13 protein-coding genes are annotated in these 16,558 nt (G+C 45.6%); 5 read left to right on the top strand and 8 right to left on the bottom strand.

The genetic code is table 11. The annotated features are described in order from the left end of the window. Positions 1-104 precede the first annotated feature (104 nt). Positions 105-632, top strand: a complete 528-nt coding sequence (locus ACYVGO_RS16020; protein WP_460970144.1) for a 5' nucleotidase, NT5C type — start codon at positions 105-107, stop codon at positions 630-632. A gap of 144 nt (positions 633-776) precedes the next feature. Here the strand turns inward: ACYVGO_RS16020 and ACYVGO_RS16015 are convergent, their stop codons facing one another. The 3 genes from ACYVGO_RS16015 to ACYVGO_RS16005 form a co-directional block, all read right to left on the bottom strand. Next, entirely contained in the window at positions 777-1,589 is an 813-nt protein-coding gene (locus ACYVGO_RS16015) for an acyl-CoA desaturase (RefSeq protein ID WP_460970143.1), read from the bottom strand. Positions 1,590-1,695: 106 nt separating this feature from the next. Beyond that, positions 1,696-2,355: a DUF4159 domain-containing protein gene (locus ACYVGO_RS16010; RefSeq protein ID WP_142772233.1), complete on the bottom strand. Its 660-nt coding sequence runs from the start codon at positions 2,353-2,355 to the stop codon at positions 1,696-1,698. After that, complete coding sequence (locus tag ACYVGO_RS16005) at positions 2,352-3,059, bottom strand: 16S rRNA (uracil(1498)-N(3))-methyltransferase (protein ID WP_460970142.1); 708 nt, start codon at positions 3,057-3,059, stop codon at positions 2,352-2,354. Before ACYVGO_RS16005 ends, ACYVGO_RS16010 begins: the two co-directional genes overlap by 4 nt. An 88-nt stretch (positions 3,060-3,147) precedes the next feature. Between ACYVGO_RS16005 and mtaB the strand changes: the two genes are divergently transcribed. From mtaB to ACYVGO_RS15990, 3 genes are all read left to right on the top strand, one after another. After that, complete coding sequence (gene mtaB, locus ACYVGO_RS16000; protein ID WP_460970141.1) at positions 3,148-4,476, top strand: tRNA (N(6)-L-threonylcarbamoyladenosine(37)-C(2))-methylthiotransferase MtaB; 1,329 nt, start codon at positions 3,148-3,150, stop codon at positions 4,474-4,476. A gap of 134 nt (positions 4,477-4,610) precedes the next feature. Further along, positions 4,611-4,973: a DUF1304 domain-containing protein gene (locus ACYVGO_RS15995; RefSeq protein ID WP_460970140.1), complete on the top strand. Its 363-nt coding sequence runs from the start codon at positions 4,611-4,613 to the stop codon at positions 4,971-4,973. 99 nt (positions 4,974-5,072) lie between these two features. Beyond that, positions 5,073-5,480, top strand: coding sequence for a DUF6855 family protein (locus tag ACYVGO_RS15990; protein WP_460970139.1), 408 nt, complete (start codon positions 5,073-5,075; stop codon positions 5,478-5,480). A 249-nt stretch (positions 5,481-5,729) separates the two neighbouring features. On the opposite strand, the gene ACYVGO_RS15985 is transcribed toward ACYVGO_RS15990, so the two are convergent. The 3 genes from ACYVGO_RS15985 to ACYVGO_RS15975 form a co-directional block, all read right to left on the bottom strand. Continuing rightward, complete coding sequence (locus tag ACYVGO_RS15985; RefSeq protein WP_142772228.1) at positions 5,730-7,064, bottom strand: ammonium transporter; 1,335 nt, start codon at positions 7,062-7,064, stop codon at positions 5,730-5,732. Between the two features lie 68 nt (positions 7,065-7,132). Beyond that, entirely contained in the window at positions 7,133-8,308 is a 1,176-nt protein-coding gene (locus ACYVGO_RS15980) for an outer membrane beta-barrel protein (RefSeq protein WP_460970138.1), read from the bottom strand. Between the two features lie 353 nt (positions 8,309-8,661). Beyond that, the gene (locus ACYVGO_RS15975; protein ID WP_142772226.1) at positions 8,662-9,012 is read right to left on the bottom strand and encodes a 4Fe-4S dicluster domain-containing protein; all 351 of its coding nucleotides are present in this window, start codon (positions 9,010-9,012) and stop codon (positions 8,662-8,664) included. Positions 9,013-9,145: 133 nt separating this feature from the next. Here ACYVGO_RS15975 and ACYVGO_RS15970 point away from each other — a divergent pair, with 133 nt between their 5' ends. Beyond that, positions 9,146-10,180, top strand: coding sequence for an acyl-CoA reductase (locus ACYVGO_RS15970; protein ID WP_460970137.1), 1,035 nt, complete (start codon positions 9,146-9,148; stop codon positions 10,178-10,180). A gap of 68 nt (positions 10,181-10,248) precedes the next feature. Here the strand turns inward: ACYVGO_RS15970 and ACYVGO_RS15965 are convergent, their stop codons facing one another. Next, entirely contained in the window at positions 10,249-11,976 is a 1,728-nt protein-coding gene (locus ACYVGO_RS15965) for an alpha/beta hydrolase (protein WP_460970136.1), read from the bottom strand. 794 nt (positions 11,977-12,770) lie between these two features. Then, the gene (locus tag ACYVGO_RS15960) at positions 12,771-16,298 is read right to left on the bottom strand and encodes a LamG-like jellyroll fold domain-containing protein (RefSeq protein ID WP_460970135.1); all 3,528 of its coding nucleotides are present in this window, start codon (positions 16,296-16,298) and stop codon (positions 12,771-12,773) included. Between the last annotated feature and the right edge of the window lie 260 nt (positions 16,299-16,558).

Below are 16,558 nucleotides of genomic sequence, written 5' to 3'. Positions count from 1 at the left end.
CGATTTAGGGATTAAGCCGATTTTGATTGCGCTTCTTCGAAGCGAATCATAAGACAAAATCAGTTTAATCCCTAAATCAGCTTAATCCCGGTTCAGGCAACCTTATGAAACAACGCATTGCTATTGACATGGATGATGTCATGGCCGACACCCACGCCAAATTTATCCGGCTTTATCTGGAAGGCGAAATGCCTCGCTACACGCTTGAGGAATTAAAAGAGAAATCGTTTCACGAATTATTCGACGAGAATGAATATGAAGCCATTTCAAAGAGGGTCTATGAACCAGGTTTCTTCAGTGATATTCCAGTAATGGAAGGTGCTCAGGACGTGATTTCCGACCTTATGCAGAAATATGATGTTTTCGTAGCCTCAGCCGCTCAGGAATTCCCGAACTCACTACGTGAAAAATGGGATTGGCTACAGGAGCATTTTCCAGCAATCTCGTGGCATCACTACATTTTTCTGGGCGACAAGAGTGTACTGAATACGGACTATCTGATTGATGACTTACCCCGAAACCTCCACACATTTCAGGGAGAAGGGTTGTTGTTCGATGCCTTGCATAATCGGCATGATAATCAATTCCGGCGCGTGAAATCCTGGCAGGATGTAGCAAAGGTGCTACTATAGTTTCTTTTTTTGTCATTCCGATTTTAGGAGTAATCTTAAGCTTAGCTTTTAATGGACTTTGAGATTCCTTCTAAAGTCAAATCTCAGCAATAAAAAAGGCTCCGAATGTTCGGAGCCTTTTTTATTGCTGAAGATTTGACTTAATTAAGCTTCAATTTCCTTTTCAAGCTCAACCCGACGATCATGGCCAACTTCAAATTGTGCCTTTTTGGCTTCAGCCGATGGGCGTAACCGAACGATATGCAGTTTGTGGAGGATACCGATAAGTGGGAAGGTAGGATCAAACTCGAACCACTTAGCACCAAAATTTGCTGAGTTCGGGCGTTTGTGGTGGTTGTTCTGGAATAACTCACCCATCATAACCACATCCAGTATCAATGAATTTTTCGATTTGTCCTGATTATCGAAGTTCGAATAACCATACTTATGACCACTCCAATTGATAATAGCGCCATGTACAGGTCCCATTACAAAGTGAACAGGCAACAGGAAGAAAAATGCCCAGTGCATATCTAAGTAGAAAAATGCAAAGACATAGAATACGGTATAAAGCACACCCCAACCCGCACGAGACACCCATGAATCACCTAGTTTTTCGATGAAATTCCACTCGGGGTAATTCCGGTCAAACTGCTTTTCGATGGCTTGTTTGCGGTGCAGAACAGCATTATAAATATCTTTTGTTTTCCACATCATCGTAAAAATGTTCTTTGTATGATGGGGAGAGTGAGGGTCTTTTTCCGTATCGCTGAAGGCATGGTGCATCCGGTGAAGCACGGCGTAGGCCCGTGGGCTCAGGTACGAGGAGCCTTGCGATAAGTAAGTCAACGTATAGAAAAAACGCTCCCAGAATTTGCTCATTGAGAACATTTTATGGGCAGAATAACGGTGCAGAAAAAACGTTTGGCAAAACAGGGACAGATACCAGTGTCCAAGAAATGCGGCCAGTACAATCACAATCTTGATTAATTAAAAGGTGAACGAGACGAGTCACTGAGAATATTACTACAAAACTAACGATTTTCCGACCGGTTTGGGTTTCTTTCTCAAAATAATACTTTAATTAATTTGTGGTCGTGGCATATTGTAACAGATTGGCACCCATACGCAAAGCCTGTTGGCGTACCGGTTCGGGGTCGTTGTAAACGCTCTGATCTTCCCAACCATTCCCTAAATCACACTCATAACTGTAAAAACAGATCAATCGGCCCTGATAAATCAGTCCAAAACCTTGCGGAGCCTTGCCATCATGCTCGTGTACTTTTGGTAAGCCACTGGCAAATTTAAATTTCTGTTGATACACCGGATGATTAAAAGGCAACTCAATAAAGTTGAGTTCGGGGAACACTTTTTTCATCTCCCGGCGGATAAACTTATCCAGGCCATAGTTATCGTCGATGTGCAAAAATCCACCCGACATCAGATATCGGCGCATATTCTGTACGTCGGCATCGCTAAATGTAATGTTGCCGTGGCCGGTCATGTGCACAAAGGGATAGCTAAATATATCGGGGCTCCCAGGCTCTACAATGTCTTCCTCCGGGAAAATATTCATTCGAAGGTTGGCATTGGCAAACTTAATCAGATTCGGTAGTGATGTTTTATTGGCATACCAGTCGCCACCACCATTGTATTTCAACTTGGCAATTTTATAAGCATACTGCGCTTTGGCAATGAAGACTGAAGAATGGAGAATGAAGAACAGGATAAGCAGCTTTTTCATACGTTTATAAAGTTCAATAGCTGACAAGCCGTCAGCGCGGCTGTTTCGGTACGTAATCGGTTGGGGCCAAGTGTCACCATCTGAAAACCAGTTGCAACGGCCTGTTGAATCTCTTTTTCTGAAAAATCTCCTTCCGGCCCAATCAACACAGCATACTTCCCAGTGAGCGTGGCGGCTTTAGCCAAATTTATAGGCGGACCATCGGTCGGTAAATGAGCGATAAACCGTTGCTCTTCTTGAATGGTTTTCACTAGTTCACTAAACGGAATTGCTTCATCCAATATAGGCAAAAATGATTGTAATGATTGCTTCATAGCCGAAACAGCAATCTTTTCTAATCGCTCTAGCTTTAACACCCGGCGTTCGGAATGCTGCCCGAAAAAGAAACTAATACGCTCAATGCCAACCTCCACAGCCTTTTCCACAAACCATTCGATACGGTCCAGATTTTTGGTCGGTGCCACACAAATTCGAACGGAGAATGGGCGCGGGGACGTTGTTTTCGTATCCGTTATCCGAAATGTGCAGCGTCGGGCATCGGCCTTTGTAATAACGGCACTATGTTGGTTTCCGTGTCCGTCTGTAACTGCAATAATCTCACCAATTCCCAAACGCAGGGTTTTAACGGCGTGACGCGAATCATCTTCGCTTAAAAAATCGACAGCAGTGGGCGGACTCAGGCTGGGTTGATAGAACAAATGCATAAGTAACACAAAAGTAGATTATTAGAACCGTACCCATCGGAACCCTACCCGTCATTTTTTTGTAATTTTACAGGATATATGATTCACTGTGAAAAAAGTCGCCTTCTATACACTCGGTTGTAAACTGAACTTCTCCGAAACGTCAACCTTGGCCCGCCTGATGGAACAGCATGGTTACGAGCGTGTGGAGTTCAATCAGCAGCCGGACATCTTCATCATCAACACCTGTTCTGTGACTGATAATGCCGACAAAAAATGTCGAAAAATTGTCCGTGAAGCGCAGAAAATCAACCCCGACGGCTATGTAGCCATTCTGGGGTGTTATGCCCAGTTGAAACCGAAAGAGATTTCGGAAATTCCGGGGGTCGACGCTGTTTTGGGCGCTTCCGAAAAATTCCGGCTGCACGAACTCATGGCTACGTTTGAGAAAGTGCCAACTGGCCAACCAGCGCAGGTATTCAACTCGCCCATTGAGGAAGCCATCGAGTACCACGCTTCCTACTCGCTCAACGACCGAACCCGTACATTCCTGAAAGTGCAGGACGGCTGCGATTACCCCTGCGCCTATTGCACGATTCCGCTGGCACGTGGGAAAAGCCGATCCGATACGATTTCCAACGTACTACGCGCTGCGCATGAAATTGCCGACCGGGGAGTGAAAGAAATTGTGCTAACCGGTGTAAACATCGGTGATTTCGGCTTGATAGATGGCGAGCGTCAGGAAACGTTTTTCGAATTAGTCCAGGCATTAGACGACGTTGAAGGCATTGAACGATTCCGTATTTCGAGCATTGAACCGAATTTGCTTACCGACGAGATTATTGAGTTTGTTGCGCAATCCAAGCGATTCGTGCCGCATTTCCATGTCCCTCTGCAATCGGGTAGCAACCGGGTACTGGGCCTGATGCGTCGCCGATACAAGCGCGAACTCTACGCAGAGCGGGTACAAAAAATAAAGGAATTGATGCCCCATGCCTGCATTGGTGTGGATGTAATAGTAGGGCATCCCGGCGAAACCGAAACTGAGTTTAAGGAAACCTATCTGTTCCTGAATGAACTTCCGGTTTCCTATCTGCACGTATTCACGTACTCTGAGCGCCCCAATACCACCGCAATAGGTATTAAGCCAACAGTACCCGGTCATGTACGGGCCGAACGGTCGAAGATGTTACATATTCTGTCGGATAAAAAACGCCGGGCTTTCTACGACTCACAGATTGGCCGCGACGCGACAGTATTGTTTGAGGAAGATATAGCAAACGGTATGATGCAGGGATTCACCGAAAATTATGTACGGGTGGTGGCCCAATATGATCCATTGCTGATTAACGAGACACTTCCTGTAAGACTCACATCGGTTAATGCAGAAGGGCTCATGGAGGTTGAAGAGCCCGAACCTGTGTTGGAGAAACACTAACTCTTTTGCAACTTGGGCCGGTAATCGTTACCGGCCTTTTTTGTTTACGTTTGTTCGTATTGTCTTCCCTACCAGGTAGCTGACCGTTCAACAGATAACTCATTGACTCCAATCACCTTTTATCTCCTGCCTATATGAAATTAATCGCTGAAATTCTGATTGGTATTGTCGCCATCGAGCACATCTACATCTTATGGCTGGAAATGTTTGCCTGGACCACCCGAGGCAGAAAAACCTTTAAATCCTTCCCGCCTGACCTGTTTGAGCCGACAAAATCACTAGCTGCAAACCAAGGCTTGTATAATGGTTTTTTAGCCGCCGGCCTGATCTGGTCCTTGCTGATTGAGGATAGCGCCTGGCGTATAAACGTTGCCGTATTTTTCCTGGGCTGCGTACTTGTTGCCGGTATATTTGGTGCATTAACAGCCCAAAAATCCATATTCTTTGTGCAGGCAATGCCTGCCATTCTGGCCTTACTTGTTTTGTTACTGGCTTAACTTACAGCAGGTCACCGAAATGTAGGGTTAGGTGTGACCCGATAGGGTCACACCAGCCATATACTCTAATTCTTCTAATCACTTCTTTATTAGATAGCCATGACACAAGGAGACGGAACAAAGGAGAATCCCTGGCAACTGAAAACGCCACCCGGTACGGCCGAGTACACCATGTATAAGGCAGAAAAAGATGGTAACGAAATTTTAGTATGTACCGTGGGCAAAACCGTTTTGCACTATGAGTATCGTTGCCTTACTGATCTGCACGACATGTTAAAAAAACACGGCGACTGGGTGGACCTGGGAGCCGACGACGAACAGAAGCCCGCCAAAGAAGGAACGGTTGAAGCCTGGGGGCGTTCGGCAGAGAATCCGGTGGGAGGATGGTATGGTCTGAAAAAAGGCCTTCGCGGGCGTTTTGGCATGTATGTACCCCCATTAATGGAAGCGCTTGGACTAGCCGAACTGGAACATAATCCCAAAAACAATCGGATGCGGGCGATCTAAAAAATCAACTCTCTTTAAAATAGGAAACCGCTCCCAAATGGGAACGGCTCCATGAGTACAACAAAACCACAGATAAAGCTGCCAGGTATTAGGCCAGACAGGTGCCTGTGGCTCTGTCGCTGTATAACGTACTATGTATGATCTACTTTTATAAGCTATTTGTAGAGATCTATTAATCGTATTTTATAGGATGTATGATATAGGATGCGAGACGTTTAGTCTTTATCCTATATCATACATCTACCTAATTTATGCTTCGATGAGGAACTCGTCGTGCTGGCTGACATCCAGACCAGACTTCTCGTCTTCTTCCGTAACACGCAGTGGCAGGATCAGATCCGTTACTTTCAGTAGTGCATACGACATAACGAAAGCAAAGACCGACACAGCAACCAGCGCAATCATGTGGTTGATGAACAGCGTCGTTTGACCAAACGCAAGACCTTCGTCAACAACCGCCGAGTTAACACCTTTGCTAGCGAAGATACCAGTCATAACCATACCAACCATACCACCAACACCATGGCAAGGGAATACATCAAGCGTATCGTCAAGCGTAGATTTCGAACGTAGGTGAGCTACATAGTTCGATACCATTGCACCGACCGTACCAATGAAAATAGCATTCGGGATCGTTACAAAACCAGCGGCAGGCGTAATAGCTACCAGACCAACTACTGCACCGATACAGAAACCCAGAGCCGATACTTTCTTGCCTTTAGCTGCATCAAACAATACCCAGGCCAGACCAGCAGCCGCAGCTGCCGTATTTGTTGTTGCAAACGCCGAAGCTGCCAATGGCGACGCTGCCACAGCAGAGCCCGCGTTGAAACCAAACCAACCAAACCACAGCAGACCCGTACCTAACAGGACAAACGGAATGTTTGCTGGTGGAAAATAGCTGGCTTCGAGGTGCGACTTACGACGTTTCAGATACAAGGCACCAGCCAAGGCAGCCCAACCTGCCGACATGTGAACAACCGTTCCACCCGCAAAGTCAAGAACACCTAATTTGAACAGGATACCTTCTGGATGCCAGGTCATGTGCGCCAGTGGAGCATATACGAACAGGCTAAACAGAATCATGAACAGCACGTACGAACGGAAATTGATCCGCTCGGCCATCGAACCCGTAACCAGAGCAGGTGTAATTACAGCAAACTTCAATTGGAAGAAAGCAAATACAACCAGTGGGATCGAAGCAGCCAATGACCAGGGCTTACCATCCAGTACGCCTTTAAACATGAAGTGATCCATTGGGTTGCCAACGAAACCACCAATAGAGGTTCCGAATGCCAGGCTAAACCCAACAACAACCCATAAAATACTGATAACACCCATCGCTACAAAGCTTTGAAGCATTGTAGAGATAACGTTTTTGTTGTTAACCATCCCACCGTAGAAGTACGCCAGACCAGGCGTCATCAGCAGAACCAGAGCTGTAGCAACAAGCATCCAGGCGGTATCACCGGAGTTGATGCCTTCCGTCACAATTTGCGTTGGAACAGAGTTAAAACCAGGAATTACACCGAGAATGGCGACAATTCCCAACAGAACTAAAGGAATGTAACTGGGCTTTTGCATAGTAATCGAGGTTTTTTGTTGTACTGAATTAATTGAGAAATTAGGTTAAGAAAACGGGGAAAGCTTAGTTAAAACTTAAAGATGGCAGCCATACCAAGCGTAGCTTGCGAGGTTGTCAGTGAACCATCATTTTTCTCGAATTTGTTAGCTGAATAGCTGTCAATCCGCAGTTCGGGCTTGAGCAGCACATGACCATCTGCAGCCGTAATGTTTCCTGTAATTGTGATCGAGTTAACACTCGCACCAAGGCCAGCAGCATCCGTCAGGGCACGGGCACCGTTCTTATTATCAAACGTTTCGTAACGGGCACCTAAGCCAAATTTATCGGTAAAGGCATAGTTCGTGTACACCGCAACACCACCCCAGCTTTTCGAGGTAGCAGGGCCACCATAGTTCTGATAATCACCCTTCTGTGAGCCAGTAGCCGCATTCAGGCCAAGGAAAAACTTTGGTGAAATTTGATAGGTAGTTGTTAGGTCAAAGAGTTGATACATCGCATCATCAGCCGCAACAGCGACACTATTATTCGGGTTGGTGATGTCTTTCGACGCTTCGTTCGATATAATACCATTCAGGTACACATTCCAGCCAGAAACCGGCGAGAAGAAGAACTGACCGATCAACCCTTTCTTTTTGTTGTTGTCAACCAGGTTATCAACGTTGTTCACCAGACCTAACATTAACGACGCCTTATCGCTGAAGGCATATTGCGCTTTCAGGCCGATGTGATAGAAAGGTCCGTTATTAAAGAGGTTAGACAGCGAGTAGTTATAGTTAAGCGGAGCGTCAATAACTTCATAGCCAATATGGGTACCAAATTGCCCCGCCGTAAACGATAGCTTGTCGGTTGCTTTAAAAACGATGTACGCTTGCTTAATGGCTAACGCAGTTGACCCTGGTGTACCCAGTAAACCAACATTGTTACCATAGTTGCCCAGGTCAGCAAATGTCCCAAATGTCAGGTCCATTACAGCATCGACCTTACTTGCCGAATAAACAGCTTTAGCCTGAATCAAGCCAATCCCGAATTGACCAGCCTTCTGGTCAAACGCTCGTGCATTACCAACACTCGACCCATTCAACCCTAAGTTCGACTGGCTTTTAGGGTTGTTAAAGTTGCCGAAATAATACGTATCCATGTAACCAGAGAACGTAAATTTTCCTGGTGTTGCGGTGGTGGAATCCTGCGCTTGGGCAGCAAAAACAAGAAACAAACAGTTAATAAGTAAAATTGCTTTTTTCATACTAATAATTTGGCGAGTGAATGTTCCAACTCAGGTTGTATTTCGAAGCAAATGTTGTCATATAAATAATCCCACGCAAGTAATAGTCCAAAATAATTACTTGTTTTTGTGTTTTTCAGTCAATATTATTGAAAATATACTATTAAATACACTATAAATGCCGAAAATAGCTTAAAATAAAATTTTTTAATTTATTTGGCTGTATAAGCGATTTGCCAAATATTCTTCTTATACTAAGTTAGCCTTTTTTGAGCCTTAACCAGGCGATAGTAAGGTAATAAAGTCCATAAAACAGCAATGCCCGATCAGTTCGCTGATCGGGCATTGCCGGGTATTCCTCGTTTATTAAAATTTTACGCTTCGGCGTGCAGCCATGCTTTCTTTGCGAGCAGTGTTTCCTCTTCTTCTACATGCTCAGGATCGGGCACACAGCAATCTACCGGACACACAGCTGCGCATTGAGGCTCTTCATGAAAGCCCATGCACTCGGTACACTTATCCGATACTATATAGTAAAATTCGTTTGAAACGGGAGCTTGCGGAGCTTTACCGCTCACAACTGTACCATCGCCAAAATCGACTTCGGTTAATTCGGTTCCTCCACCCCAGGTCCACTCTACTCCACCTTCGTAGATGGCTGTGTTCGGGCATTCGGGTTCGCAGGCACCACAGTTGATGCACTCGTCGGTGATCATGATTGCCATGAGCAGTCTGATTTATATACGCTAAAAATGTGTCTTCCTAAATTGAACAACAAATATAACTATTTAAAGGTTGACAGCAAACTAATATTTCATTACATTAGTTGATGGGGTATTCCATTTGTTTATCTAATTCATGCTTCAATCAGAACGCCTGCAAACGTTCGTGGCCCTGGGCAACTTTCTTCGCTCCGCCAGTGCGCAACCCGAACTTGAGGAAATTGCCCAACGGGCTCATCACAAAAATAACTTCTTTACGCCCGACAATTCCCTAAATGCGTTACGGGCCATTGCCGACCAGTTTCTGTCAGTCGACAAACTTACAGCCTGGTTCCAGCACTATCAGCCCGACCAAACTGCTGCCCTGAACGCTACACCCCGTTTAATTGGTGTCGTCATGGCCGGTAATATTCCGGCTGTTGGCTTCCATGATTTACTCTGTGTGCTAATGAGTGGCCATAAATTACTGGCAAAGCTGAGTACACAGGATTTTGTACTAATTCACTATTTAATACAAAAATTAAAAGAGCTTAATCCTGAATTTACTAATTGGATTGAGGAAGCTGAACGACTGAATGCAGCCGATGCCTATATCGCTACAGGCAGTAATAATACAGCTCGTTATTTTGAATACTACTTTGCTAAAAAACCGCATATTATTCGTAAAAATCGGACGTCGGTAGGCTTACTGATGGGCGAGGAGCATGAAGACGAATTCCTGAAACTGGGCCATGACATTTTAGATTATTACGGGCTTGGTTGCCGAAACGTATCGACTTTACTCGTACCGGAAGGTTATGACTTCATACCGTTGCTAAGAGCCCTGGAGCCACAGGCTTCTATTTATCTGAACAACCATAAGTACCAGAACAACTACGATTACAACAAGTCCGTTTACCTCATCAATGGGGTTCCCCATCTGGATAATGGCTTTTTATTGGTAACCGAAAATGCTGGATTGGTCTCCCCTATTTCTGTCTTGTACTTTCAGACGTATCAAACGCAGGCCGACGCATCAGCCTGGCTTACCCGTCATGCCCATCAGATTCAGGTAGTAGCCTCAGCAAATGCGTGGTATCCGGGTAGTGTCTCGTTTGGACAAACTCAACGTCCTGGCCTAAGCGATTATGCCGATGGTGTAGATACGATGGCGTTTCTAAAAGAATTATGAATGATGAATGATGCTGGCGCTAGCACTACATCATTCATTATTCATCCGCACGGGTGGACCCTATTCATTCAATACCGCCAGCTTTTTAAGTCGGCTCCCTTTGGTGCAGACTCTTCGATACGTTTCAGGATTTTATCTACGTACATCGTATTGTAGCGTAATCGGCTAATGTAATTGGGCTGCGTAGGGTCGCCATTCCAGCAATGCTCGGCCCGGTCGCCATAGGCTACTTCGCTAGCGGCCGAGGGATTTTTAACAGTTTTCAGAAAATCCTCCATCAAATAGACTGCATTGTTGAGATAATAATTATCCATGTCTCCGCAGTAAATATGAATCTTACCGGCCACTTTTGGACCTAGTGTTTTCCAGTCACGCTTCAGAATATGCATCAGGTCGTAGTGCTCACGCCAATAAGCTGCAACGGTTGGATCAATTTCGCCAGTTAGTTTATTCCAGACTCGTTTGGGGTAACCGTCTGCACCAACAGGCGAGTAAACGGCCTCCCAAATATCGAATTGATCGCCCGAGCGATTATGGGTACCGATCACCAGTTCGCGGTGGTTGGTTTCCTCCATGGTTACCTTCACCTGGCCCAGGTAGTTACGCTGGCTAGGGCGCGGTGTCCGTCGAAATGGCCCTTCAGAATAATACGCGTTTTTGTCTTTATACAGGTTAAATACCGTATAGGCATCGAACGCAATGGGGTCAGGGCAAGCCACAAAACAGCCATTGAACTCGTCCGGATAAAACACCTGCGCAGCCAAAGCCTCCCAACCACCGGTTGAACCACCATAAGTAAATCGTGCCCACCCCTGCCCTATGCCTCTAAACCGCTTTTCAATTTCGGGCAGGAGCTCATACATAATGGCGTCGCCATAGGGGCCGAGATTTTCGGAGTTGACCGCGTACGAATCATCGTAATACGGATTAGCATGCTGGATTTCGACAATCAGCATGCGCGGAAACTCCTTGCTTGTCCATTTTTTATAGAAATCATAGGCTTCCTGTGCCACAATTTTCTTATATCCGTGGATATGAAACCGCTCGATGTAATCAGTCGTATCCATATTGGCAGGTGGTGGCGTTTCACTAAAGCCATCGAAATCAGCAGGAAAATGGCCATGAAATAAGCAGAGTGGGTATTTGCTATCAGGATGTTCATCGAATCCGGCGGGTAGCAAAATATTGGCCCCTACGTACATGGGGCGCCCCCAGAATTCGGTCAGGCGTTTACTCTGGATTTTAATGTGCTTAATAAATTTCGTGTCTTTCGGTTCGGGAATGGCTGGGTTTACCTGATCCATCACCACAGCGAACGACTGTTTCGCGCCTGATTTAATGTTGATCTTCTGGGGCTTGCTGAACAGATTGCCCGGAGCAGTGCGCCAGTTCTGACCCTCTCCCCTATCCATCGGCAATTTAACCGTGTGACCATCACTACGTTTGAAGGTTTCATACTTATGCAGAACCGCCTGCACATAGTAATCGCCCGGTACAAGGTCTTTCAAACTTCGTTTCGGATAACCGAATGCGCTGGCATCGACTATAGTAGCTTGTCCAGGTTTCAGCCCATTGACATCTATGCCGAATAATTGAGCCGTTTCGACTGCATCACTGACTTGCTGACGGGGTTCAGGTTTATTGTTTTTGGCTAGAATAAGCAAGACGCGTCCATCGATAGCCTGGGTTGACTGTGTTGCGGGGAAAGTAACCGAGAAGGTAACAGGGCCTACAGTTGGCTGGGCTATAGCAACAACGGAGAGCAACCCAAGTAAGATGAGTAGCGGATATTTCATGAGGAAGTTCAGGTTGATTGTCAGCAGGTAAGATACTGAATTTACTAGTATCAACGAGGCTTCCTGGTAATTTTAGCTAAAAAATAGCACTCCTACACTAGTGCTTTGGTAAAATAGATTCTAGCAGATCCTATAAATTCTTTTGATCCTATTGGCATTGATTATCAACACGATAGAATCAAAAGAATCTATAGGATCTAAGTTAGATAAGTCTTGCTTAACGTTTCTATAGATTCCTAGCGACTAAGAATTTCGTTTCGGCAGCGACAAGTACAATGCAGTTAGGACTTGGGCTTAGTATAAATGGAATTGGGACAGTCGCAATTACTAATTTTCGTACCGTTCCAATAAAAACGTCGACTCGAACCCAGGCCGTTGGAGGCCCATACTCTCCTGTAAAGGTTAGTCCGCTTTCAGCAAGTCGAAAGTCTATATCTCGCTCGGGTTCAATGCCCCATTTTCCACGTACCCGTTTACCTTCTTCTACCTGCCCAGTCAATGTTCCCGTTGTATTTTCTAAAGTATCCCATCATATACCGCTGATAGTACCGTCTGCATTCACGTTGATTTGCATCGGTATTTCCCTCCTAATTATGTCATCTTTGATAGGATCGTCCTTCCCCCTTGATCTGGCATATTCTGTTTGCCAACAACCTGTAAACGAGACCTTTTCTCGCGAAAGAGGAGGGCAGCAAACACACTGCGAGAGTACCACTGTAAACACTAGCAGTACATAAAAAGGCACTTTTTGTGTAAATAAATCCTGCGGTTTCATAGCTGTGAGAGTTTGCTGATTAGTGATTCCGTATGATTCTTGCATCATGTAGTCCACCCATTAACGAATCGATTTTTCCGATTTTTATCTGATCGGAATTCATTGCATCCGTCAAAATAATCCGGCTGGGGCCTTCGATTCGGGACGAGAAAGCAGTTTGCCTTTTCTGTCCGTTACTGATCGATTCAACCGTAATTTTAGCCTCAACAGGGTCACCGCCTGCCATGAAGTCAATCTGTCGTAAACCTGGTTCGAGATGTACTTCGAGTGGTGCATTTGTGGTAGCAGCAATGCCTGTGACTGAAACACGTAGCACATCACCTTTGGCACCTAATTGGTTGTATGCTTCCAGCATAACCTGCTTATTCCGCTGGGTTTCCAGAAGAACCCGATTATCAATTGTTCCAAAATCTCTGGTGTTAATTTTTCCGATCTCACCTGTCGAAATAGCACTACTCAATTGCAGGCCCATAAAGGGCTGTTTCAGGTAATAAGCCAGGTTTCCATTTTTATTTCCAATGAAATTATGGGTAAAATTCCGGCTAGTCATAAGAGGGTTTACGACAGATCCAATCGTACTAATGCCCTGGCTAAGTGGCGCATTTAACGCCAGTGAAGCATGTTTTGACAGTATAGACAGATCTTTCCGGGAAAAAGTCGCAACCTTGGTCAGGACCTGTTCGCTGGCAACAGCAGGCAACAATCTTCGAACCGATGATGACTCCATTTGCCGCAGAAACAACTCACCCTGGAAGGCACCGGAGCCATAGGTGCCTTTATACGACACAAACTTATTTTTAAGTGATTTTATCTGCCCAGATGTATCATTGACGCCATTTATATCCTTACCTGATTCATCTGTAAGAGATACGGTAGTAGCGGCATCGCCAACAAAAACTAGAAGTGCTCCCTTAAAAAGTGAGAACAGATCAGACATAGGGGTTCGGGTCCGGTGGTTCAATACACTAAATGGCGTATAGTGCAGTCGACCACCGTTCCATGCCCCACCTGTATACGTATTCCCCGCCGAATATCGGAACGTATTAGCCGCCGGATCAATGTAAATCGTTTGGATGAAATTCTGAAAATTGGGGTCAAAACAACGGATTTCCCAATTCCCGGTAGCCGGTCGGCGCCACTCAATGGGTAGAATACAATGAGGTGCTCCCGTAAAGTCATAATTTTGGGCCAATGAGATCACCGGGTCCATACCCCGGTTAAAACAATCCCACGACTGATTAAATACCGAAACAGGATCGTGTGTTCTACCGGATAAGAACTGACCTACAAACCAGTAAATCTGGTCGGCCCCACATTGATAAATGTGCTTTACATTGAAGTCGTTCTCAACGGAGTTCCAGTTTGTAAACCGTTTAAGTGGAGCGCCAAGGCGGCTGTTGCCTTTCTGAGCATAGATTGCTTCCAGAGACATACCAAAACAATTTCCCTTGCTGGCAGCTCCTTTTACAAATAACTCATAATAGAGCGCCTTAAGACCATTGTCAATAAAACCCAGATCCAGCCCAATCTCAAAATCGGGATCTACGTCTGAAAACGCTTCCGCATACTCATGCGAATCAACCGTTGGTGTTGCTGTATTTGATACCCCAAAAAAGTCACGGGGGGCATTAGGAAGTTGCTCCGGCTTAATCGACCAACGGAGGTCATTTACCCAGGGCCCAATGGCGCCAGCCGAAAAAAGCCCGTCTCTACTTTCCCGTAATCCCCATGCGTTACTGATTGAGAGATTTTTGCTTAGCGTCCCAAGCTGCGTGTTTCCTCCTCCAAAGATGTTTCCAGAATCGGTTTCCCAGATAACTGTCTCAAATTTTAGCTGCGCATTTGGGTCGTTTGGTACGATCCTGTATGGGATCGTGTAATTCATATCGAACCGATTGGCGCTCGGGTAATGTGTGGTTCCTTCCGGAATCTTTCGCTCAAAAACGGTACGTCCATTCGTACTGATCTTGAGTTGCGCATAAATATCATTTTGACCATCCAAATCACCTACAATTGGTGCCCAATCCCGATCTTCTTCTTTCGTATCGAGGCTCCCCAGCGCAATTTTAAACGGATAGCAGACGTGAATTTCCCCATTAAACCAGGTTATACACCCGTTCTCAAAGGTGTTGTACCGGGCTGGGCCCTCCACACCAGGAATATCTTCTTCTGATGAAATTGGAAACCCCAACTGCCCCAATGGCCCTTGGAGTTGATTACGGTAGGTCTCCCGAATATCACCATAAACAACGTGTGCCCCTGTAGCCGGACTCCAGTAAATTGTGCAGTTCTCAAAACTGCTGAATTTACCGATCACGGAATTTCCCTGCCGAACATCCGATTCATGAGAAACCGGGTAGCCCCACCGTTCTATACCACCCGTTGCTTCAAATTTGGCAAGAATATCTCCGTGAACTTCAAAGGCATTAGATAGCCCATCTTTGGCATACATCTTACCGGACTGAAATGTTTGCTGTACCCCATCACGAATGAACTCTGCTTTGCGAATTGGCAAACCTATAGCGGATCGTCCTTCGCCCAGAACTTCGTAATCCAGATACAATTGACCGGTCACGGGTTGTGCTCCCGTACCCGCCGACCAATAAATGGCTCCTTTTTCAAAGTAATTTTTTCGGCTTCCAGGCTGCGCTCCGTTGATTTCATCACTCACTATTGGCCCTAGCGCATAGCGTAAATTGGCGTCGTTTTTATAGAGTTCATAAATAGCGCCATAAATGTCAAAGGCCGCACCTACCAACGAATTGAACATAATCTGACCATGCTCAAAGGGTTGGACTACACACCGGCTGGCCGCATCGTAATAGAAATCGGCAGTACGGCCTCCCATATTCAACTGAAGTCGAATTGCATTGTATTTTAATGTAAGGAACCATTCGGGCGAAGTTCGTCTGGCATCAAGCAGCGCTTCCAAGGCCATCGGAATACCCGAGTAGAGTTCTAACCCAGCCATGTCACCCAGAAATTGATAGCGAACCCCATCAACCCAAGTTCCTATAAAAACCCGGTCTCCACTGCCACCTGCTATATTACCATTAGGGAAAGCGGTTACAGCCAATACAGTTCCGTCAACCAGCACGGCCAGTGTATCCAGGTCGTAAATAACGTCAACCAGATACCACTGATTAAGTGCTAGCGTAAGGCGATTAACTGTACTGGCATATGCCCAGCCTACAGTTGTATCTTGAATGGCTGCAACAATGTTAAACGGATTTGGCGCTTGTCCCGGCTCCAGAAAAACAGCAAATGGTAACGCTGTTGATTCAATCAGATTCTGCCGCCCACTAACCGAAGCAGTTACTTTAAACAACACACGAACACAGAATTGTTGTGGATTAATACTCCCTGGGGAAACCGTTACCGAAGCCCGGGATCCTACCCTAAACCGCAGAGCTTGGGAGCGCTCACCTAAACGTGAATTACCTGGGCCTGCTACCTGTAGTAAATTGGTTGCGGCTGCCACCATACTACCGTTTGAATTAGCCAGCGTTGTGCTCTGGAAAGAGTAAGAAAGTACATTCGTTTCCATGAAAATGTAGAAATAGGTAGGGTTAAGACTTATAAAAAAGCTGTTGAAAAATCAGGCTCGCTTTCTGTGGAGTATCAATCAGGCAAATGATAGAATGCTTTTACAGTCTCGTAGTCGGTGTAGTCAACAGCGGCTTTACGGCCGTTTCTGAGATCATTAACAGGAATAACGACCACTCAAGTAGGTGTGAATGTTTCTGACCCGGTTCCCGATGTCCGGTTGATGTACAAGCGTATGGTACTTGAATTAACAGCGACATT

This window comes from Spirosoma migulaei, from assembly GCF_054776855.1.
This window is presented reverse-complemented; position numbering and strand designations above follow the sequence as displayed.